Here is a 20,893-nt window from a genome sequence, read left to right as displayed (position 1 = left end):
GGGACCACTGCCGGGGATGCCGGCGGAACCGACAGGAGGCGGGCGAATGTTGACCGGACTGGTGCTGGGAGCCGCCGCGATGACCACCGGGCTGGTGGCCGGGGTCTTCGTGCTGTACGCACACACGATCATGCCCGGGCTGGGCCGCACCGACGACCGTACGTTCGTGGGTGCGTTCCAGGCCGTCGATCGGGCGATCATCAACCCGTGGTTCATGTCCTGCTTCTTCGGGGCGCTGGTCCTCACCGGTGTCTCCGCCGCCCTGCACCTGCGGGCGGACGGGCACGGCGGGCTGCCGTGGATCGCCGTCGCGTTCCTGCTCTACCTGGTGGTGGTCGTGATCACGCTGGCGGTGAACGTACCGTTGAACGACGCGATCAAGGGGGCCGGTGACCCGGACCGGATCGCCGACCTCGCCCAGGTACGCCGGGACTTCGGCGAGGCGAGGTGGCGGGCGTGGAACCTGGTCCGCGTCGTACTCAGCTCCACGGCGTTCGGCTGCCTGCTCGTCGCGCTCGTCATGTACGGCCGCCGGCGCTGACCCCTCCCACCCGGCGAGCCGGCCGGTTGCCGGACCCCGTCGAAGATCGCCGGTAGCGAGCTCAGCACGATCGGCGCACAGCAGGTCACCGCATCGACCCGGCTCGCTGCACCGGCACCGTCCGAGGTTCAGGTCCGGTGATCGGCCGGGTTGCCGGCGGGACTTGCGAGTAGCCCCGAGGATGTAGCCATGGAGATTTTCCGGAACTGGTGGGTCCGCCTGACCGCAGTGCTCGGTACGGCGGCGTTGACAGTGTTCGTACCGGCTGTGGCCTGGGCGTCGAGCGGGCCCGGCGAGATGGTGGTGGAGGCGGCACGGGGACGCCGGGCCCGGGGCAGCTTCGGGATCTGGGGGCTGGTCTGCTGCCTGATCGTGGTCGGCGTGATCGTCGCCGTACTGGTCCTCGTGATGCGCAACCGCAGGTCGGGAGGGAAGCGCTGAGCAGCCGCGTCGGGTGACCCCGGCCCGGCGCACCGGCTGCTCGTCGCTCGCCGGGCGGGCCTCGCCGGTGTCCGGAAGGGGCCCCTCCGCCGCGGGGAGAACGGCGGGCGGGTCCCTTCGGCGGCTCAGCTGGTCAGCGCGGCGTTCGCCTGGCTGACGAAGGACGCCGCGGCGGTACGCGGGGAAGCCCTGCCGAACTGGACGTTCTCGGCCGCCTGGATCAGCAGTTGCTTGACCGTGGCGTGCCCCTTCGGCGGCGGCACCGGGGCCGGTCCGAACTTCTCCGTCATGGTGGTCTCGAAGGCGACCGACTGCTTCATGCTCTCGTCGGTCAGCGAGGCCTCCACGGTCCGCCGTACGTCCAGGTTGGCGCTCAGGCCCCGCTCGGTGCCGAGGATCTCGCCGGCCACGGCGTCGTTGACCAGGAAGTCGATGACGTGCACGACGGTCTCCGGATGGCGGGTACCCCGGAAGGCGGCCCAGTAGAGCGAGGCCCGGGCCCACTGCGCGGCCGGCTTGCCGGGATAGCTGACCACCTTGAGCCGGTCCCTGGTGAGCTTCTGCAACTCCGGGAGCTGGTTGGACCAGACGAACGAGGTCGCCGCCTGGCCGCTGGCCACCAGTTGCTTGGTCACGTCACCGCTGTTCGCCGGCTGGATCACCTGTGCCGGCGGGGCCGCCCCGCGCTTCCGCGCATCGGCCCACAGCTCGAACCAGCGAGCCAGGTCGCTCTCGGTGAAGCCCACCTGCCGACCCCGGTACAGCTCCTTGTCCTGGGAGCGCAGCCAGACCCAGAGCGCCTTGTAGTCCGCGGACGGGTCCATGGTGCCGTAGACCTCGCCGTCGGTGCGCTCGGTGATCCGCTCAGCCCACTCCAGATAGTCCTGGTAGGACATCCCGATCTGCGGCTCCGGCAGGTCGTACCGGTCGAGCAGGCTCTTGTTGTAGATCAGGCCGGGGGTGTTCTCCGCCGCCGCGGCGGCGACCGTACGGCCGGTCACCTGGCTGGACTGGGCGAGACCGGCGGGCAGCTTCCGCAGGTCCAGCACGTCGGCCCGGACATAGTCGGTCAGGTCCAGCAGAATCTCCCGCTGCGCGTACTCGGTGAGGTAGTTGTCGTCGATCTGGAAGATGTCCGGGGCGTTCCCGGCGGCGGCCTCGGTGGAGAGCCGGTCGAAGTAGCCGGCGTTGCCCTGGTAGGTGAACTTGAACGTGACGTCCGGATAGCGCTCGGTGTAGACCGCCAGCGCCTGCTTGGTCAGCTCGGCCCGGCGGTCGCCGCCCCACCAGAAGACGGAGAGTTCGACCTTGTCGTCCCGTGGCGCGGCGTTCTCGGCGGTGCAACCGGAGAGCGCGGTGACGACGACGAGCAGTGCGGCACCCAGACGCCGGCCAAGTCGGCCGGCCGGCGGTCTCTGGACCACGGGGGAGGGGAGGGGAAGAGGCACGACAACTCCTGACGACACCGGGTCAGCTGTGACGGCAACCGGATCATTTACACAGCCGACCTCGGCGGGTGTCAACGCCCGTACGGGCAGGATCGTCCCAACCGCCGCCCGGAACGGCCCGGGTGTCGGGGTCGGGCCGGCGACCCGGCCGACCTCGGGCCGCACCGGGTCCGGCCCGGCGACCGTGATGTACTTGGGCACGTGGAACTGCTGCATTCGGGCAAGGTCAGGGACGTCTACGCCGACGGCGACGACCTGATCCTGGTCGCCTCCGACCGGGTGTCGGTCTACGACGTGGCGCTGCCGACCCCGATCCCGGACAAGGGCAAACTGCTCACCGCGCTGTCGCTCTGGTGGTTCGAGCAGCTCGCCGACCTGGTGCCCAACCACGTCATCTCGGCCACCGACGTGCCGGCCGAGTGGGCGGGGCGGGCGATCCGGGTCCGCCGGCTGGAGATGATCCCGGTCGAGTGCATCGCACGGGGCTACCTGACCGGTTCCGGCATCACGGAATACGACAAGACCGGCGCCGTCTGCGGCGTACCGCTGCCGCCCGGGCTGGTGGAGGCGTCGATCCTGCCCGAGCCGATCTTCACCCCGACCACCAAGGCACCGCAGGGCGAGCACGACGAGGCGATCACCTTCGCCGACGTGGTGGCCAAGGTCGGCGCCGAGACCGCCGAGCGGCTCCGCGAGGTCACCCTTGCCGTCTACCGGCGCGGCGCCGAGCTCGCCGCCGACCGGGGCATCCTGGTCGCCGACACCAAACTGGAACTCGGCTGGGCGCCGGACGGCACCATGGTGCTCGGCGACGAGGTGCTGACCTCCGACTCGTCCCGGTTCTGGCCGGCCGCCTCCTACCAGCCCGGCCGCGACCAGCTCTCCCTGAGCAAGCAGTTCGTCCGGGACTGGGCGGTCGGCACCGGCTGGGACAAGACCGGACCGGCCCCCGAGATGCCGCCGGAGGTCGTCGAGGCCGCCCGGGCCCGCTACGTCGAGGTGTACGAGCGGCTCACCGGCCGCCGCTGGTAGCCGGCACCTCGGCCGGCGGGACGCGTACCGGCGCCACCTCGGCCGGCGGGACGCGTACCGGAAGGTCGTGTGCGGCCAGGAAGCCCGCCACCGCCGCCGACCACGGAAAGCGCTCGGCCTGCCGGCGCGCCGCCGCCCGGCGTTCCGGGCCCGGCCGGCCAGCCAGCTCCAGTACGGCGTCGGCGTAGCCCGGTCCCTCGCCCGGCGCGGCCAGCCCGGCCGGGCCGAGCACCTCCGGCAGCGCGCTCTCCGCGCTCGCCACCACCGGGGTACCGCTGGCCAGCGCCTCCAGGGCGGCCAGGCCGAACGTCTCCACCGGCCCCGGCGCCAGCACCACGTCGGCGGTGGCGAGCAGCCGGGCCAGCAGGTCGCGGTCGGCGACGTAGCGCAGGAACCGGACCGGCAGGTCGTCCCGGGCGGCGGTCGCACGCAGCCGCTCCCGGCGCGGCCCGTCACCGACCACCACCAGCACCGCGGGTACGCCCCGGTCCCGCAACCCGGCCAGCGCGGCGAGGGACCGCTCGGGGCGCTTCTCCGGCGACAGCCGGCCGCAGTGCAACAGGAGCAGCTCGTCCGGCTCGGCGTAGCCGGCGCGCAGCCGGGGGTCGTACCGGTCCGGCCGGAAGTGCTCGAGGTCGACGCCGAGCGGTACCTGACGGAGGTTGCCGGCGCCGATCCGCCGGAACTCCGCCGCCGCCCACGAGGTGGTGCAGACGATCTGGTCGTGCCCGGCGACGGTACGCAGGTTGAGCCGGTCGGCCACCCGGCGGAGCTGGCCACCGGGGAGCAGCCGGAGCAGCCCGTCGAGGCTCTCGTGCGACACCATCATGCTGCGTACGCCGTGCCGGCGGGCCCAGGCGCCGGTCCAGCGCAACGTCGTACGGTCGGAGATCTCCAGCCGGCCCGGGCGCAGCTCGCGCAGCAGCCGGGCCAGCCGTACCCGGTCGACGATCACCCGGTAGCCGCCCATCCCGGGTACGGACGGACTGGCCAGCGTGATCACCCGGCCCTGTTCGGTCTGCTCGTCGGTGTCGCGTCGGCCGGGCATCACCAGCACCGGTTCGTGCCCGGCGGCGGCGTACCCGGCGCCGAGCTGGCGCAGCGCGGTACGCAGCCCGCCCGAACTCTCGGTGATGAAGTTGGCCAGCCGCACGATCCGCACGCCGTCTCCCTGCTCTGTCCGTCGGCGGCCCGAAGTTCCGCACCGAAGAGATCGATCTGTTCGCCGCCCTGCCCGGAGGTCACCGGTTTCCCCATGGACAGGCCCGGTCACTTTCCCCATGGAGAGGCCCGGTCACGCGGCCGCCTGCCGCAGCCGGAACAGCCGGCCCGGCCGGGGACTGCCCACCGCCGGCGCCTCGGCGAGTACCGCCGTGTAGTGCCCGATCAGCTCGTCACCGATCGCCGCCCAGGTACGCCCGCGCACCGCGGCCCGCCCTGCCCGGCCGTACTCCGTCCGGCGGTCCGGGTCGGCGACCAGCCCGGCGATCGCGGCGGTGAACGCGTCCGGATCGTCCGGCCGGACCAGGTGACCGGTCCGGCCGTCCCGCACCAGGTCGAGCGGCCCACCGGCGGCCGGGGCCACCACGGGCAGCCCGCTGGCCATCGCCTCCTGCACCGTCTGGCCGAACGTCTCGTACGGGCCGGTGTGCGCGAAGACGTCGAGGCTGGCGTAGATCCGGGCGAGCTGCCGGCCGTGCCGGGGGCCGACGAAGAGCGCCTGCGGCAGTGCGCGGCGCAGCGCCGGCCCGGCCGGCCCGTCGCCGACCACCACCACCCGGACCCCGGGCAGCCTGCTCGCCCCGGCCAGCAGGTCCACCCGCTTCTCCACCGCCAGCCGGCCCACGTAGCCGACCAGTACCTCGCCGCCGGGGGCGAGGGCGCGGCGCAGCGCGGCGCTGCGGTGTTCCGGCCGGAACCGCTCGCTGTCCACGCCGCGCTGCCACAGCCAGATCCGCTGGATGCCGTGCTCGTCCAGGGCGCTCGCGGTGGCGCTGGACGGGACCAGGGTGCGGTTCGCCGCGTTGTGCACCCGACGCAGCCAGCGCCACGCCGCCGCCTCGGTCAGCCGTACCCGGTACGCCCGCGCGTACGCGGCGACGTCGGTCTGGTAGACGGCCACCGAGGGCAGCCCCATCGCGCGGGCCACCGCGACGCCCCGGGCGCCGAGCACGAACGGGCTGGCCAGGTGCACCACCTCGGCGTCGTGCCCGCGCAACGCCGCCGCCAGCTCCCGCCCGGGCAGGCCGAGGCGGAACTGCGGGTAGCCGGGCATGGGCACCGACGGCAGCCGTACCACCGGGTAGGGCAGCGCGTCGGCACCGTCCCGGGCGCCGGCCGCCGGCTGCGGTGCGATCACCAGGGGCCGGTGACCGCGCCGTACCAGGTGCTCGGCGACCCGTACGACCGAGTTCGCCACCCCGTTGACATCCGGCGGAAAGGACTCCGTGACGATCGCGATCCGCATGCGCTCACCGTCGTGCAGGTCCCCACCGTCCAGGTCACGGCATCATGACCTGCCGGCGAACTGTCAGCGACGAAGCGTGGAGCCGGTCGGCCGGACTGCGGAACGATCAGCGGCGCGCGCACGTTGCGCTTCGGGCTCGATCCCGCGGGTTCCGGGCTCCCGGGTGGCCGGGCCCGGCTGCTCAGCCCTGCTCGGAACGGTCGCCGTCGAGCAGGAACGTCCGCCGCTCGTCCGGGGTGAACGGCCGGGCGGCCCGGGCGGCCGCCGTGTCGAGCAGCTTCTCGACCGGACCGCAGATGTCGCAGCTCCAGATCCGTACCGAGCCGTCGGAGTGTACGGTGGCCACCCGTTCGCCGTCCGGGGCGAACGCGAAGCCGAGTGGCCCGGGGCCGAGGGTACGCAGGGTCACCGGCTCGGTGGCCCCACCGACCGCCCAGAGCTGGATCCCGGTCAGCTCCTCGCCACCGCCGAGGATCGCCAGGTGCCGCCCGTCGGGTGTGTAGCCGAGCCGGGTGGTGGCGGCGCCCTGGCCGGCGGAGGCGAGCACCACCCGGGCGGCCCCGCCGGTCGCCGGCCAGATCCGGATGGTGCTGTCCCGGCTCAGCCCGGCCACCGAACCGCCGTCGGGGCTGTCAGCCCGGTATCCCGTCCGTGACCAAGCGCCGGATCCGGGCTGCGGCCTGATCGGCGACGGGGTTGCCGGAAGGGCGGGTCACCAGGTCGCTGAGGGCGAACATGTCCAGCACCCGGCCCAGGTAGGCCCAGTCGTCGGCGAGCGGCAGGTCGGCCGGCTGGTGCTGCGCGAAGCCGGCCCGGAAACCGTCGACGAACTCCGCCGGATAGTCGGCGGCGAACCGCAGCATGTTGGCGGCGTCGCCGTACGGGCAGCCGGCGTAGCTGAACTCCCAGTCCAGTACGGCCACCACCCGCCATGCGTCGCCGTCCCGGCCGACCAGGATGTTCTTCGGGTTGATGTCGGCGTGCACCAGCCGGGCGTGCGGGTCGACCCGGGCCAGTGCCGGGGCGTGCGCCGCGCAGAGCTTCATCCAGTCATCCCGGGTGGCCCGGTCGAGCCGATCCGCCTGAACCGCGTCCATGCAACTCGCCGCGACCTCGGGCAACTGCACCGACCACGGCCGTTCGCCGCGTACCGTGAGCTGCCCGTCGGCGAAGAACCCCGGCCGGTCGTATGTCGCCGCGCCGATGTTGGCGACCACCCGGCCCACCTCGGTGCCGAGGTCGCCCAGCGGTGGCCCGGTCGACCCGTCGGCGCCGAGCACCTGCTCCAGCGGGGTGCCCGAGACGTACTCGATCACCATTGCGGGGCGGCCGGCCGGCTCCCCGCCGGCGGCAGCTACGACGAGCAGCACCTCGGGTACCGGGACGTGCCGGCGGGCCGTCGCCATCACCGCCGCCTCGACGGCCGGGTCCGGTCCGCCCAACCGGACCACGACCTGGCCGTCGGCGAGGGTGACCAGGCAGGTCTCGTGGGAAAACCCGCCGGCCAGCCGGCGGGTGGCCAGCACCCTGCTGCCCAGCGCCTCGGCGATCGTGCGGATCTCGTCCAAGGTCTGTCGACGGCGGCTGGGCGTTCGTGCCGTCACTCGTCCTCGACCCAGTCCAGGGTGCGGGCCACCGCCTTGCGCCAGTTGCGCAGCTCGCGGTCCCGGTGCGCCGGGTCCATCGCCGGCGTCCAGTCGGCGTCCTGGCGCCACTGGTCACGCAGCGTCGCCAGGTCCGGCCAGAAGCCGACCGCCAGGCCGGCGGCGTACGCGGCACCGAGGCAGGTGGTCTCGCTGACCTTCGGGCGGACCACCGGTACGTCGAGCACGTCGGCGAGGAACTGCATCAGCAGGTTGTTGGCGGTCATCCCGCCGTCGACCCGGAGCCGGCGCAGCGCCACGTCCGAGTCGGCGTTCATCGCGTCGACCACCTCGCGGGTCTGCCAGGCGCTCGCCTCCAGCACGGCCCGGGCGAGGTGGCCCTTGGTGACGTAACCGGTCAGGCCGGCGATGACACCCCGGGCGTCGCTGCGCCAGTGCGGCGCGAACAGCCCGGAGAACGCCGGTACGACGTAGCAGCCGCCGTTGTCCTGCACGGTCCGGGCCAGTTCCTCGATCTCCGGCGCGCTGGAGATCAGCCCGAGGTTGTCCCGCAGCCACTGCACCAGCGATCCGGTGACCGCGATCGCCCCCTCCAGGGCGTACGTCGCCGGCTGGTCCCCGATCCGGTAGCCGACCGTGCTGAGTAGCCCGTGCCGGGAGGTCACCGGGCTCTCGCCGGTGTTGAGCAGCAGGAAGCTCCCGGTGCCGTACGTGCACTTGGCCTCGCCGGGGTGGAAGCAGGTCTGCCCGAACAGTGCCGCCTGCTGGTCGCCGAGTGCGCTGGCCACCGGCACCCCGGCCAGCGGCCCGGTGCCGGAGAGGCCGTCGGCGGTGCCGGAGAGGCCGTCGGCGGTGCCGTAGACCTCGGCCGACGAGCGGATCTCCGGCAGAATCCCGGCCGGTACGCCGAGCACGTCGAGGAGCTCCGGATCCCAGTCGAGGGTCCGCAGGTCCATCAGCAGCGTCCGGCTGGCGTTGGTCACGTCGGTGACGTGCCGTCCGGTCAGCTTCCAGATCAGCCAACTGTCCATCGTGCCGAAGAGCACCTCGCCGCGGGCGGCCCGGTCCCGCAGGCCGTCGACGTTGTCGAGCAGCCAGCGCAGCTTCGGCCCGGAGAAGTAGGTGGCCAGCGGCAGCCCGGTGCGGTCCCGGAAGCGCTGCTCGCCGTACTCGGCGTCGAGCCGGCGCAGCAGCGGCCCGGTGCGGGTGTCCTGCCAGACGATGGCGTGATGCACCGGCCGACCGGTGACCCGGTCCCACACCACCGTGGTCTCCCGCTGGTTGGTGATGCCGATCGCGGCGAGCCGGTCGGCGCCGATCCCCGCCTCGGCCAGCGCCTCCGGCACCACCTGGCAGACGGCGGCCCAGATCTCCTCGGCGTCGTGCTCGACCCAGCCCGGGCGGGGAAAGATCTGCCGGTGCTCCCGCTGGGCCATCGACACGATGCCGCCCTCGGCGTCGAAGACGATGCAGCGGGACGAGGTGGTGCCCTGATCGATCGCGGCGACGAACTGACCGGCCATGCGCTGCACCGTACCCGGCCCCGTAGCCGCCGTCAGCCAGGGCCGCCGTCATCCGGGGAGCCGGCGTCCACACGCCAGGGAGGAGCAGTCACGCCGTCGGGTGTGCGGGGCCGGCGGGGCCCAGGTTGGCGCTGATCCGCACGGTGGTGCCCTCCGGGCCGCTGCGGACCAGCATCTCGTCGCTGAGCTGCCGGGCCAGCCAGAGCCCCCAGCCGCCGGCGATCTCCGGGACAGGCCGCCGCCGGTCGTCGAGCCGGTCGGCTCCGATGCCGGCCCCGGTGTCGGAGACGAGGCAGTGCAGAACCGCTCCGGTACGCCACAGCCGCAGCCAGCCCCGGCCGCCGCCGTGCCGTACGGCGTTGGTCATCAGTTCGTTGATGGCGAGCACGAAGTCGTCCAACCGCGGGCCGGCCAGACCGGCCGCCTCGACGCAGCCGGCGACAGCGTGTCGGATCTCGGTCACCCGGTCGCCGTCGAAGGTCTCGGCGAGTAGTGGCGGCGATCCGCCGGACGCGACGGCGGTGGGCGCGAGGGGATCTATGTCGCTCATGGCCGTCCCACCGCTGGTCGTCGAGTCCTTTCGTGGCTTTCCCACCCTACGTCAGGGTATGTAGCTGCGCATCCGGGCGCCGAGGTCGGCGCGGCCGGGTATGCGGGGTCGTCCCGCAGGGGAGGCTGTGCGATGGTCGGTTCGTGCCGGACTCGTCGAGCGACGCGCCGGGCGGCCGCCGCCGCGACCCGCCGGGCAGCCTCCAGGCGCCGCTGTGGCGGTCCATCGCCGTCTACCGGTTCGCCGCCCTGGCGTACGTGGCGGTGCTGGCGGTACGGAACCTGAACGACTACACCCATCCGGTGTCGGGTGCGGTGCTGCTGCTGGCGATGACCGGCTGGACGGTGTTCAGCGGCTACGCGTACGCCGATCCGGTCTGGCGGCGCTGGCCGCTGCTCCTGGCCGACCTGGCCGTGGTGCTGGCGGTGGTGGTCGCCGCTCCCCTGGTGGTCGGCCGGGACGTCATGAACGACGGCGGGATACCCCCACCCAGCGTCGCCTGGCTGGCCGGGCCGGTACTCGCCTGGGCGGTCTCCGGCGGGCGGCGGCGCGGCGTGGTGGCGGCACTGGTGATCGGCGGTACCGACCTGGTGGCCCGGGAGCGGTTCGCCCAGGCCTCGCTGACCGGCGCCGCGCTGATGCTGCTCGCCGGGATCGCGGTCGGGCACGTCGTCCGGCTTGCGGTGATCGCGGAGGAGCGGTTGCAGCAGGCCGTCGAGTTGGAGGCGGCGACCCGGGAGCGGGAGCGGCTGGCCCGGGGGATCCACGACTCCGTTCTCCAGGTGCTGGCCCTGGTCCAGCGCCGGGGCGCACACCTCGACGGCGAGGCCGGCGAGCTGGCCCGGCTCGCCGGCGAGCAGGAGGCGGCGCTGCGGTCGCTGATCGCGAGCCGGGCACCGAACGGGCTGGACCGGCAGGAGGTCGACCTGCGTTCGCTGCTCGGCCGGTACGCCTCGGCCACGGTCTCGATCGCCGCCCCGGCGACGCCGGTGCCGCTGCCCGCCGGGGTCGCCGGCGAGCTCGCGGCGGCGGTGGGCGCGGCGCTGGACAACGTGACCCGGCACGGCGGCGGGCGGGGCTGGGTACTGGTCGAGGACGACCGGGCGGCGGTCACCGTCTCGGTCCGCGACGACGGGCCCGGGATCCCGCCAGGGCGGCTCGACGAGGCGGCCGGTCAGGGGCGGCTCGGCGTGGTCCAGTCGATCGAGGGGCGGATCGCCGACCTCGGCGGGACCGTCCGGATCAGCTCCGCCCCGGGCGAGGGGACCGAGGTCGAGCTGCGGATACCCCGTGGCCCCGCGATCCCGGAGCAGCGCACGGACCGGTGACCGTACGGCCGGACGGCCCCGGGGCGGTGGACGGATTCGTGACGGTGCGGAGAGGTCGGGCTCGTCTAGGCTCCCCGGTGTGACCGACGAGGGCGTGCCGGCAGTCCGGGTGATGGTGGTCGACGACCATCCGATGTGGAGGGAAGGGGTGGCCCGCGACCTCACCGAGGCCGGCTACCACGTCGTCGCCACCACCGGTGAGGGGAGGCAGGCGGTCCGGGTCGCCCCGGCCACCCGGCCCGACGTCGTCGTACTCGACCTGCAACTGCCGGACGTCTCCGGCGTCGAGGTGCTCCGGGCCCTGCTGGCCGAGCTGCCCGAGGTGCGGGTGCTGATGCTCTCGGCCAGCGGCGAACAGCAGGACGTGCTCGACGCGGTGAAGGCCGGGGCCACCGGTTATCTCCTCAAGTCGGCCGGGCCGGCGGAGTTCCTGGACGCGGTCCGACGTACCGCCGCCGGGGACGCGGTCTTCACACCAGGGCTGGCCGGCCTGGTGCTCGGGGAGTACCGGCGGATCGCCGCCGCGCCGGCACCCCCCGGCGACGACCTGCCCCGGCTGACCGACCGGGAGACCGAGGTGCTCCGGCTGGTCGCCAAGGGGTTGTCCTACAAGCGGATCGCCGACCGGCTCGGTCTGTCGCACCGTACGGTGCAGAACCACGTGCAGAACACGCTCGGCAAGCTGCAACTGCACAACCGGGTCGAACTCACCCGCTACGCCATCGAGCAGGGGCTGGACGACTGATCCCCGGCGGGAGGCCGGGCACGGAGGTCCGCGCGGGAGGCCGGGTCACGGCGGCGGCTGCGTCTCGTTGATCGCCAACTCCTCGGCGCTCGCGCCGCCGCCCGCCGCACCCCGGTCGAAGGCGACGGAGTCGGTCTCGTCGTCGCCCCGGGCACCCTCGTCCGGTTCCACCAGCCGGCCGACCGGACCGCCGCCCGGCGCGTCGCCGAGGTTGCCGTGATCGTAGATCGAGACCGCAGAGTGCGGGTCGGAGGTGGGACCGGGGTCCATCACGTCCGCGTCGAGCTGTGCCTCGGCCGCAGCCTCGTCACTGTCCGCCTCGCCGGAGATCGCCTGGTCGACCGGGCCGGCCCGCGGATCGTCGACCGGCAGTTCGGGTTGCTCCTGGGCGAGTTTGTAGTCCAGCGGCTCGCCGTCGGCCTGCTCCTCGGCGGTGTTGCCGTACCGGTCCAGCGCCAGCGGCCGGTCGGTCGGAAGCGCGGCGGGATCCCAGCCGTCCGCCTCTCGACCGGTCGCGACGTCGTCACCGGCCGTCGAGTCGTCGTCGGCGGTGCCGGGCAGGCCCTCCGCCTCCGGGTCGGACACGGGCGTCGGAAACTCGTCATCGCGCATGACAGATCACTACCCGCTCCCGGGGTAACCGTAACCGGGCGAAGGTGGACCGGGCGCCCCGCTGGCCGCTGCCGCCGGGCGCCGTCCGTCGCCACGCGTCGTTCCCGGGCGGGCGGGCCGGCGGCCGTTGCCGACGTGGTCCGGTGGGAGCTGATCCGGTGGGAACCGCCTACTTCGCGGTCGGCCGGCCCGGTGCGGATTAGGTGGCGGCGAAACGGGAAGGACGGCGACGGCGCGGTCGGTGACCGGCTCCCGCGACGCCGGCCGTCGGCGACGGGGGGCCGGGCCGGTGGGGTCGGCGGACCGGTTTGCCAGGTTTCCGCTCGGTCCGCCGTGGTTAATGGGAGCCTCTGATCGAACGGCCCTAGCCAGCCCTAGCCGTCGCTGGAGGTGACCCATGCGCGTTGGCCTCGTCTGCGCACACGCCGGCCCGCCGCAGGAGCATCGTGGCCAGTTCGCCGGCACGCACCAGCACGTGGCCCGGGTGGCCGCCGAGCTGACCGGACGGGGCCACGACGTGCGGGTGTACGAGCGGCTCGACGACCCTGACGCGCCGCCGACCACCGAGATCGGCGGGTACCAGGTGGAACGGGTGCCGGTGGGTCCGTCCCGGCGTACCGCCACCGGCGAACTGGTGCCGCACGTGCCGGAACTCGGCCGCTGGCTGACCGATCGCTGGGCCGGGGACTGGGCCCCCGAGGTGGTGCACGGGCACTTCTGGATCGGCGGGCTGGCGGCGGCGAGCGCTGTCCGGGACACCGTCATCCCGGTCGTGCAGACCTTCCACTCGCTCGGCGTCGAGCAGCTCCGCCACCTCGGCGAGGCATACCGCGGGCCGGGCGAGCGGATTCCGCTGGAGCTGGCGCTGACCCGGGCGGTCGACATGGCGGTGGCGCAGTGCACCGACGAGGTCGACGAGCTGACCCGGATGGGCTTGCAGCGCGCCTCCGTGGTGGTGGTGCCGGCGGGCGTGGACACCGAACTGTTCGCCCCTGAGGGCGAGGCGGTGTCCCGGGATCGTCGACCGCGCATCCTGGCCGCCGGCGGCTTGGAGCCGGGACACGGGCAGGAGGACCTGATCCGGGCGTTGCGGCTGGTCGGGGACGTTGAGCTGGTCATCGCCGGCGGGCCGCCCGCTGACAAGCTGGGCAACCACGCCGAGGCCCGCCGGCTGCGGGAGGTCGCCGAGCAGAGCGGGGTCGCCGACCAGATCAGGCTGGTCGGCGCGGTGCCGCACGACCAGATGCCCGCCTGGTACCGCTCCGCCGACCTGGTGGCCTGCACTCCCCGGTACGCCTCCGCCGGCCGCATTCCGCTGGAGGCGATGGCCTGCGGGGTGCCGGTGGTGGGCTACTCGATGGGCGGCATCGTGGACACCGTGGTCGACGAGGTCACCGGCCGGCTCGTCCCGCCCGGCGACGTACGCGGGCTGGGCGTGACGCTGCGCCGGCTGCTCGCCGCCGACGCGGAGCGGTTCGCGTACGGGCACGCGGCGGTGGACCGGGTGCGGTGCAGCTACACCTGGGACCGTACGGCCGGCGCGCTGGAGCGCCTCTACGAGCGGGTGGTACGCCGCCGCCAGCCCGCCCCGAGCTGACCGACCGTCGCCGCTGGCCGATCGGGCCGGAGCGTCGCCGCTGGCCGATCGGGGCGGGGCGTCGCCGCTGGTTGGGCCGCCCGGCGAGCCGGTGGTCAGCGCGGGGGGACCGGTGCGATCGAGGTGGACCGGCGAGCCGGTGGTCAGCGTCGGGGGACCGGTGCGATCGACGTGGACCGGCGCCGGCTGGGCGCGGTCGACCTCGGCAGTCGTGCGGCGGGACGGGCCGGCAGCGCGGCCGGGGACCGTGCGGGCAGTTCCCGGCCCCGCTGGTCGGGCAGCAGAGTGTGCTGGTGCTGCGGCTCGGCGTACCGGGTCAGGCCGAGCACCGCGACCAGGGTGATCAGGAAGCCGACCCCGGCCAGCCACTCCCGGCCCGGCCAGATCCGGTCACCGAGCAGCAGCAGCCCGACGATCGCCGCCGGTACCGCCCCGGCGGCGTCCATCGCGGCCACCGCCGCGGTGGTCGAGCCGCGCTGCATCGCCAGGCCGAGCAGCAACTGGCCGACGATCGAGTGCACGATCAGCAGGTAGAGCAGGGGATCCCGGAGGAAGGCGTCGAACGAGTGCACCGAGGCGAGCGGCCGGGCAGCGACTGCGGCGGCCGAGAACGCCAATCCGGCCAGCGCGCCGAGCGCCACCGAACCCGGCACGCCGTGCAGGCGTACGGCGGGAAAACCGAGCGCGCCGATCACGGCGAGCGCGGCGACCAGGCCGACCACCCCGGCGGTCCCAAGCTGCCGGGACGGCGCCGGTTTCGCGGCCAGTACCAGTGCGGTGATCCCGGCCAGCAGGAGTACCAGCAGCAGGACCTCGGCGGCCGGCAGCCGCCACTTGAGCACCAGCACCCCGAGCAGGGCGGTGACGCCGAGCCCGGCCGCCACGCTCGCCTGGACCAGGAAGAGCGGCAGGTCCCGCCGGGCCAGGAAGGCGAGGACGAAGCCGAGCATCTGGCAGGTCAGCCCGACGAGATAGCTGCGGTGCCCGACCAGCCGCAGCAGCAACCCGGGGTCGAAGGTGTGGTGCAGGGTCGTCCGGGTCGCGGCCACCGACTGGAGCAGGTTGGCCACGCCGTACGCGAAGATCATGGCCGCGAGGAAGCACCAACCGGTGGACACCACCTGGCGAGGATAGAGGCTGCCGCGCCGCTTCGCTCGGCCGGCTAGCCGAGCCGGTCGAGCAGATCCTGGTGCAGTTTGCCGTTGCTGGCGATCGCGCTCCCGCCGCCCGGGCCGGGGCGTCCGTGAAGGTCGGTGAAGGTGCCGCCGGCCTCGGTCACGATCGGGATCAGCGCGGCCAGGTCCCACAGCGACAGCTCCGGCTCGACCATCGCGTCGACCGCCCCCTCGGCGACCAGCATGTAGCCGTAGAAGTCCCCGTACGCCCGGCTCCGCCACACCGTCCGGACGATGTCGAGCATCGGGTCGAGCCGGCCGGTCTCCTCCCAGCCGTGCAGCGAGGAGTAGCAGAAGCTGGCGTCGGCGAGCCGGCCCACCCCGGAGACCCGGATCGGGGTGGCGGCGGCCTGGTGCTTGCCCGCGTACGCCCCGAGGCCGGTCGCCGCCCACCAGCGGCGCCCGAGGGCCGGTGCGGAGACCAGGCCGACGACCGGGACGTCGCCGTCCATCAGCGAGATCAGGGTGGCCCAGATCGGCACTCCCCGGACGAAGTTCTTGGTGCCGTCGATCGGGTCGATCACCCACTGCCGGGGGCCGGCTCCGGCGGGCGCGGCGGAGGCGCCATACTCCTCGCCGAGCACGCCGTCCCGGGGCCGGGTGCGGGCCAGGGTGGCCCGGACGGCCCGCTCCACGGCGGTGTCGGCGTCGGTGACCGGCGTCAGATCCGGTTTCGCCTCCACGTGCAGATCCATGGCCCGGAACCGGGCCATCGAGATCGAGTCGGCGGTGTCGGCGAGCATGTGCGCCAGGGACAGGTCGTCCGCGTACCGGGCCATGGCGGAAACCTACTCGATCCGGTCCAGCCGGGTGCGTTAGCATCCCGCGCCGTGGCCACCGAACCGATTTCCGACGCGTCCCCTGAAATGCTGATCGGCCTGCTGGCCGAGCCGGACCGACTGGCCGCCTTCGCCGCCGTGGTGCTCGGCGCGGGCGAGGTGGCCGAGGTGGCGGAGCGGACCGGGCTACCCGCCCGGACCGTGCACGCCGCGCTGCGCCGGCTGGAGTCCGGCGGCCTGGTCGAGACGGTGGACGGCCGGGCGGTCGCCCTGGTCGGGGCGTTCAAGGAGGCGGTACGCGCCCATCCGCCCGCCTCCGCCGAGCCCGAAGCGGAGCTGGACCCGGACCGGGCCACCGCGACGGTGCTCCGGGCCTTCCTCCGGGACGGCCGGATCTCCCAGATGCCGGCCGCACACGGCAAGCGCCGGCTGCTGCTGGAACACGTCGTGACGACCTTCGAGCCGGGCGTGCGCTACTCCGAACGGGAGGTGAACGCCCTGCTCCGGGCCTGGTACGACGACTACGCCACGCTGCGCCGCTATCTGGTCGACGAGGTGCTGCTGACCCGCCGGGACGGCGTCTACTGGCGCAGCGGCGGCCCGGTGGACCTCGACCCGGGACCGACCGCGAGCGACCCCGACGGGCTGCCCGGGTAGTAGCTGCCAAGGAATCTCATACCGCAGAAGCGGTCGGCGATACCTCGACCCGAAGCCACACCGCGATAGCGCTCTGTTGTAGGTCAGATGTCCCGACCCGCCGCCCACAGGTGCTCGACGTGGGCGGCGTACCGGTCGAACAGCCCGCCGTCCTGCCGGCGCCGCAGATGCACTGTCGGCGAGTCGTGCCCCATCTGATCGGCGAGGTGCGTGCACACCAGCATGTCCGCGTCGAACCGGAACACGCTCAGCGCGATGTGCCGATCCGAGTAGCGGCCCGCCACCGACGGCGCGTCGTTCCGGAGCTTGCCCAACTCGTCCAGCGTCACCCGAATCCGGGTCGACACCGTGAGTGGAACGCTCTCGATCCGCTCCCGCTCGGCAGTGACCGGGCTGTCGGGGTCGCCGACCAGGAACCGCACCTCCACCCCGGCGTCGGCGCGCTTCCGCAGCACCCCGCGCAGGCCAGGCAGGTCCAGCCAGAGGAAGTAGTTCGTGTAGCCGGCGAAGAGCAGATCGTCCTTGGCCCCGCCGATCAGGTCACGCCACAGCGAGCGGGGAATCAGCGACCGGTTCGGGTAGAGGCTGACGATCTCCCGGTCGTAGCCGGTCTTGACGGCTGCCCGTACAGCCTCGGGCCACAGCATCTCCACGTCGACCTCCAGCGCGGCGGCGGACCGCGCACCGGTGACGCGGATGCGGCGTCCGACTGGCGTTGGCTACCCATCGGGACACGGTCTTCTCATCGACACCGACGGTGGACGCTAGGTCAGCTGGCCGCGCAGCATCGACGGCTGCCGGCCGTGCGGGTTGCCGGACTGCGGGCGCCTCGTGCTCGCCGGCACCTGGCTTGAGGTCCACGACCGGGGGTGGGTGCCGGGGGCGGTGCGTGCGCTGCTGCCGTCGAGTCGGCCGACGGATGACGACCTGCGCCGGATCACCGGCATCGGCTGACGAGAGGACGAGCCTGGTTGTGCATCGGGTCGCAGACAGCGGGAAGAGACGAGGTGTGGTGACCGGCTATTCGACCTCGCCGGCCCGGGAGGCCAGCAGCCGGCGGTACGACGCCAGCCGGCGCGGGTCGGCGTTGCCGGCCGCCACCCAGGCGTCCAGCGCGCAGTCGGCCTCGTCCGGGGTGTGCTCGCAGTTCGGCGGGCACTCGACGGTCCCCTCGACCAGGTCGGGGAAGCCGTGCAGCAGGCTCTCCGCCGAGACGTGCGCCAGGCCGAAGCTGCGGATCCCGGGGGTGTCGATGATCCAGCCGGGATGCACCCGCCGGTTGCCCCGCAGCGACGGCAGGCGCAGCGCGACGGCGCTGGTGGAGGTGTGCCGGCCCCGGCCGATCGCGCTGACCGTGCCGACCGCCCGGTCCGCCTCCGGAACCAGCCGGTTCACCAGCGTCGACTTGCCCACCCCGGAGTGCCCGACCATGACAGAGATCCGCTCGGCGAGTAGCCCGCGCAGCTCGTCGAGGTCCGAGCCGGGTCCGACGAGTACGTGTCGCAGGTCCAGCTCCGTGTAGTAGCCGAGCACCTCCTCGGGCGGCGCCAGATCCGCCTTGGTCAGGCAGAGCAGCGGCTCGATGTCGGCGTCGTACGCCGCCACCAGGCACCGGTCGATGAACCCGGTCCGCGGCGGCGGGTCGGCCAGCGAACTGACGATCACGAGCTGGTCGGCGTTGGCCACGACGACCCGTTCGAGCCGCCCCTCGGCGGTGGTCTCGTCGTCGTCGGCGGTGCGCCGCAGCACCGAGGTCCGCTCGGCGATCCGGACGATCCGGGCCAGTGCCCCGGTCGCGCCGGAGGTGTCCCCGACCAGTGCGACCCGGTCGCCGACCACCACCGACTTCCGGCCCAGTTCACGGGCCCGCATCGCGGTGACCGTCCCGCCGTCGGTCCGGTCGCCGTGCCCGGTCCCCGGGTCGTCGCCGACCACGCAGGTGTAGCGGCCCCGGTCGACGGCGATCACGAAGCCGTCGACCGCGTCGGAGTGCCGGGGCCTGGTCCGGGTACGCGGCCGCGACGAACGTCCGGGCCGTACCCGTACGTCGTCCTCGTCGTACTCCCGCCGTTTGCCCGCCAGCTCCGCTCCCTGTCTCGTCTTGCGGCGGCGATCAGCGAGGGGACGGATCGGTCCCGGCTATCGGCGCCCGCCGCCGCCGGTCACCATCGTCGACCATAGTGCCGGGAACTCGGGCATGGTCTTGGAGGTACACGCCACATCGTCCAATTCGATGCCCGGCACGGCGAGCCCGATCACCGCCGCCGCGTGTGCCATCCGGTGGTCGGCGTAGGTCCGGAAGGCGGCGCCGCGCAGTGGCCGGGGCCGGATCTCCAGCCCGTCGGCGGTGTCGGTGACGTCGGCACCGAGCCCGTTCAGCTCCCGGGCCAGCGCGGCCAGCCGGTCGGTCTCGTGGCCCCGGATGTGCGCCACGCCACGCAGCCGGGACGGCGAGTCGGCCAGTACGGCGAGCGCGGCGAGTACCGGCGTGAACTCGCTGACGTCGGAGAGGTCGGCGTCCAGCCCTCGGATCACCCCGGTGCCGCGTACGGTGAGGCCGTCGGTGCCCAGGATCACCTCGCCGCCCATCCGGGAGAGCAGTTCGCGCAGCGTGTCGACCGGTTGCAGGCTGCTGCGCGGCCAGCCGCGCAGGGTCACCCTGCCCCCGGTGACCAGCGCGGCGGCGAAGAACGGCACCGCGCCGGAGAGGTCCGGCTCGATGTCCCAGCCGCGCCCGGAGAGCCGGCCCGGCTCCACCGTCCAGACGTCCGGGGTGGTGTCGTCGACCGCGGCACCGGCGGCCCGGAGCATCTGCACGGTCATCCGCAGGTGCGGCGCGGACGGGACCGGCGGGCCGACGTGCCGGACCACGATCCCGCGCTCGAACCGGGCCCCGCCGAGCAGCAGCCCGGAGACGAACTGGCTGGACGCCGAGGCGTCGATCACCACCTCGCCGCCGCGCACCTGACCGGCGCCCTGCACGGTCAGCGGCAGGCTGGCGCCCTCGGTGGTGTCGATGCGTACCCCGATGGAGCGGAGCGCCCCGACCAGCGGGCCGAGCGGGCGCAGCCGCGCGTGCGGGTCGCCGTCGAAGGTGACCGGCCCCTCGGCCAGCCCGGCGACCGGCGGGACGAACCGCATGACCGTGCCGGAGAGGCCGACGTCGACGTGTGCCGGGCCCTGGAGCGGGTGGGGCCGGATCAGCCACCGCTCGTCATCCACGGTGGAAACGTGCGCGCCCATCGCGCGCAGCCCGCCGGCCATCAGCTCGGTGTCCCGGGCACGCAGCGGGTGACGCAGCGTGGAGGGGCCGTCGGCCACCGCGCTGAGCACCAGCGCCCGGGCCGTCAACGACTTGGAGCCGGGCAGCCGCAGCGTCGAGGCGACCGGGTCGGTCGCGGTCGGCGCGGTCCAAGGCTCGAGCGGGCGGACCGCCGTCAGGTTCGGCACCGGTACATTCTGCCCTGCCAGCGGGCGTACCGTATCGGAGCCTCGGCCCCTCCCGCCTGACGGGACGGCCAGCCGGCGCCGGAGGCGCTAGCGTGGCCACCATGTGCGGCAGGTACGCGACCACCCGCAGTGCGGCCGATCTGAGCGCTCTCTTCGAGGCGTTCGACGAGACCGGTGGCCGGCTCGCGGCCGACTACAACGTCGCGCCGACCGATCCGGTGCCGATCGTACGCGTCTGCCCCGACTCGGGCGGTCCGCTGCTTTCCGTGGCCCGTTGGGGTCTGCTGCCGCACTGGGCCAAGGACAGCCGAGGTGCCGCCCGCATGATCAACGCCCGGGCCGAGACGGTCGCCACCACCCGGGCGTACGCGCACGCCTTCGCCCGGCGCCGCTGCCTCGTCCCGGCCGACGGCTGGTACGAGTGGGTCCGCCAGGACGGCGGCAAGCAGGCGTACTTCATGACTCCGCGCGACGGCGGGGTGCTCGCCTTCGCCGGCCTCTGGTCGGTCTGGCACGGTGCCGGTGACCCGCTGCTCACCTCCAGCGTGGTCACCACGGCGGCGCTCGGCGAACTGGCCCTGGTGCACGGCCGGATGCCGCTGCTGCTGCCCCGGCAGCGCTGGTCCGACTGGCTCGACGGCGACGACGACCCGGCCCTGCTGCTCGCGCCGCCGGACGAGAAATCGCTGGCCGCGATCGAGATCCGGCCGGTGGGCAGGGGTGTCGGAGACGTCCGTAACGACGGTCCGGAACTCGTCGCCCGGGTCACCGCCGCGCCGCTGCGGGCGTTACCAGAAGAGCCCGTCGCATCGACGCTGTTCTGACTTCGGAACCGGGTATTCGCCTGCACCGATTTGCCACCGTTCGGGGTGGATCGTCGCCGGGAGTTTTCCACACCTTTGCTGAGAGCCCTTGTCACGCATAGTGGTGGTGCGATAGAACAC

The 20,893-nt window shown here is 73.7% G+C and carries 21 protein-coding genes; 8 read left to right on the top strand and 13 right to left on the bottom strand.

The features are described from left to right. Window positions 1–46: 46 nt before the first annotated feature. A complete protein-coding gene (locus R6Y94_RS42190) occupies window positions 47–541 on the top strand; it encodes a DUF1772 domain-containing protein (RefSeq protein WP_318402746.1) in 495 nt (164 codons plus the stop codon). Between the two features lie 189 nt (window positions 542–730). After that, entirely contained in the window at window positions 731–982 is a 252-nt protein-coding gene (locus tag R6Y94_RS42185; protein ID WP_318402744.1) for a hypothetical protein, read from the top strand. A 125-nt stretch (window positions 983–1,107) separates the two neighbouring features. Here R6Y94_RS42185 and R6Y94_RS42180 read toward each other — a convergent pair whose 3' ends face one another. Then, a complete protein-coding gene (locus R6Y94_RS42180) occupies window positions 1,108–2,430 on the bottom strand; it encodes an ABC transporter substrate-binding protein (RefSeq protein ID WP_318402742.1) in 1,323 nt (440 codons plus the stop codon). A gap of 201 nt (window positions 2,431–2,631) precedes the next feature. Here R6Y94_RS42180 and R6Y94_RS42175 point away from each other — a divergent pair, with 201 nt between their 5' ends. Further along, complete coding sequence (locus R6Y94_RS42175) at window positions 2,632–3,462, top strand: phosphoribosylaminoimidazolesuccinocarboxamide synthase (RefSeq protein ID WP_318402740.1); 831 nt, start codon at window positions 2,632–2,634, stop codon at window positions 3,460–3,462. Here R6Y94_RS42175 and R6Y94_RS42170 read toward each other — a convergent pair. From R6Y94_RS42170 to R6Y94_RS42145, 6 genes are all read right to left on the bottom strand, one after another. Beyond that, a complete protein-coding gene (locus R6Y94_RS42170; RefSeq protein WP_318402738.1) occupies window positions 3,443–4,624 on the bottom strand; it encodes a glycosyltransferase in 1,182 nt (393 codons plus the stop codon). The two genes, R6Y94_RS42175 and R6Y94_RS42170, sit on opposite strands and share 20 nt — an antisense overlap. 132 nt (window positions 4,625–4,756) lie before the next feature. Further along, window positions 4,757–5,929 (bottom strand): glycosyltransferase family 1 protein, encoded by a 1,173-nt coding sequence (locus tag R6Y94_RS42165; RefSeq protein WP_318402736.1) that lies wholly within the window; start codon window positions 5,927–5,929, stop codon window positions 4,757–4,759. A 181-nt stretch (window positions 5,930–6,110) separates the two neighbouring features. Beyond that, window positions 6,111–6,542, bottom strand: a complete 432-nt coding sequence (locus tag R6Y94_RS42160; RefSeq protein WP_318402734.1) for a WD40 repeat domain-containing protein — start codon at window positions 6,540–6,542, stop codon at window positions 6,111–6,113. A gap of 19 nt (window positions 6,543–6,561) precedes the next feature. After that, window positions 6,562–7,497 (bottom strand): phosphotransferase, encoded by a 936-nt coding sequence (locus tag R6Y94_RS42155; protein WP_318402732.1) that lies wholly within the window; start codon window positions 7,495–7,497, stop codon window positions 6,562–6,564. 32 nt (window positions 7,498–7,529) lie between these two features. Further along, window positions 7,530–9,056, bottom strand: a complete 1,527-nt coding sequence (gene glpK, locus R6Y94_RS42150; protein WP_318402730.1) for a glycerol kinase GlpK — start codon at window positions 9,054–9,056, stop codon at window positions 7,530–7,532. Between the two features lie 88 nt (window positions 9,057–9,144). Further along, on the bottom strand, window positions 9,145–9,606 hold the full coding sequence (locus tag R6Y94_RS42145; protein ID WP_318402729.1) for an ATP-binding protein: 462 nt from the start codon (window positions 9,604–9,606) through the stop codon (window positions 9,145–9,147). Window positions 9,607–9,749: 143 nt separating this feature from the next. Between R6Y94_RS42145 and macS the strand changes: the two genes are divergently transcribed. Together macS and R6Y94_RS42135 are read left to right on the top strand one after the other, a co-directional pair. Then, window positions 9,750–10,934, top strand: a complete 1,185-nt coding sequence (gene macS, locus R6Y94_RS42140) for a MacS family sensor histidine kinase (RefSeq protein WP_318402728.1) — start codon at window positions 9,750–9,752, stop codon at window positions 10,932–10,934. Window positions 10,935–11,046: 112 nt separating this feature from the next. Next, window positions 11,047–11,679, top strand: coding sequence for a response regulator transcription factor (locus R6Y94_RS42135; protein WP_318402803.1), 633 nt, complete (start codon window positions 11,047–11,049; stop codon window positions 11,677–11,679). A gap of 45 nt (window positions 11,680–11,724) precedes the next feature. Here R6Y94_RS42135 and R6Y94_RS42130 read toward each other — a convergent pair whose 3' ends face one another. Beyond that, window positions 11,725–12,291, bottom strand: a complete 567-nt coding sequence (locus tag R6Y94_RS42130) for a DUF5709 domain-containing protein (RefSeq protein ID WP_318402726.1) — start codon at window positions 12,289–12,291, stop codon at window positions 11,725–11,727. Between the two features lie 397 nt (window positions 12,292–12,688). Between R6Y94_RS42130 and R6Y94_RS42125 the strand changes: the two genes are divergently transcribed. Next, window positions 12,689–13,888, top strand: a complete 1,200-nt coding sequence (locus tag R6Y94_RS42125) for a glycosyltransferase (RefSeq protein ID WP_318402724.1) — start codon at window positions 12,689–12,691, stop codon at window positions 13,886–13,888. A 143-nt stretch (window positions 13,889–14,031) separates the two neighbouring features. Here the strand turns inward: R6Y94_RS42125 and R6Y94_RS42120 are convergent, their stop codons facing one another. After that, window positions 14,032–14,976, bottom strand: a complete 945-nt coding sequence (locus tag R6Y94_RS42120; RefSeq protein WP_318402801.1) for a hypothetical protein — start codon at window positions 14,974–14,976, stop codon at window positions 14,032–14,034. A 74-nt stretch (window positions 14,977–15,050) separates the two neighbouring features. Then, window positions 15,051–15,842 carry a histidinol-phosphatase gene (gene hisN / locus R6Y94_RS42115; RefSeq protein ID WP_318402722.1) on the bottom strand — a complete coding sequence of 264 codons (792 nt, stop codon included), beginning with the start codon at window positions 15,840–15,842 and terminating at the stop codon, window positions 15,051–15,053. Window positions 15,843–15,893: 51 nt separating this feature from the next. On the opposite strand from hisN, the gene R6Y94_RS42110 reads away from it, so the two are divergent. Continuing rightward, window positions 15,894–16,499, top strand: a complete 606-nt coding sequence (locus R6Y94_RS42110; RefSeq protein WP_318402721.1) for a DUF2087 domain-containing protein — start codon at window positions 15,894–15,896, stop codon at window positions 16,497–16,499. Window positions 16,500–16,582: 83 nt separating this feature from the next. Here the strand turns inward: R6Y94_RS42110 and R6Y94_RS42105 are convergent, their stop codons facing one another. The 3 genes from R6Y94_RS42105 to aroA form a co-directional block, all read right to left on the bottom strand. Next, the gene (locus R6Y94_RS42105; RefSeq protein WP_318402799.1) at window positions 16,583–17,146 is read right to left on the bottom strand and encodes an XRE family transcriptional regulator; all 564 of its coding nucleotides are present in this window, start codon (window positions 17,144–17,146) and stop codon (window positions 16,583–16,585) included. A gap of 373 nt (window positions 17,147–17,519) precedes the next feature. Further along, complete coding sequence (gene rsgA, locus R6Y94_RS42100; protein ID WP_318402719.1) at window positions 17,520–18,467, bottom strand: ribosome small subunit-dependent GTPase A; 948 nt, start codon at window positions 18,465–18,467, stop codon at window positions 17,520–17,522. A 171-nt stretch (window positions 18,468–18,638) separates the two neighbouring features. Continuing rightward, a complete protein-coding gene (aroA, locus tag R6Y94_RS42095; RefSeq protein WP_318402717.1) occupies window positions 18,639–19,949 on the bottom strand; it encodes a 3-phosphoshikimate 1-carboxyvinyltransferase in 1,311 nt (436 codons plus the stop codon). Between the two features lie 101 nt (window positions 19,950–20,050). Here aroA and R6Y94_RS42090 point away from each other — a divergent pair, with 101 nt between their 5' ends. Further along, window positions 20,051–20,773, top strand: a complete 723-nt coding sequence (locus R6Y94_RS42090; protein ID WP_318402716.1) for an SOS response-associated peptidase — start codon at window positions 20,051–20,053, stop codon at window positions 20,771–20,773. Window positions 20,774–20,893 lie beyond the last annotated feature (120 nt).

Origin of the sequence: Plantactinospora sp. KLBMP9567, from assembly GCF_033446045.1 — a bacterium.
GTDB lineage: Bacteria > Actinomycetota > Actinomycetes > Mycobacteriales > Micromonosporaceae > Plantactinospora.
The sequence above is the reverse complement of the archived record's forward strand: the minus strand, read 5'-3'. Positions and strand labels throughout refer to the sequence as shown.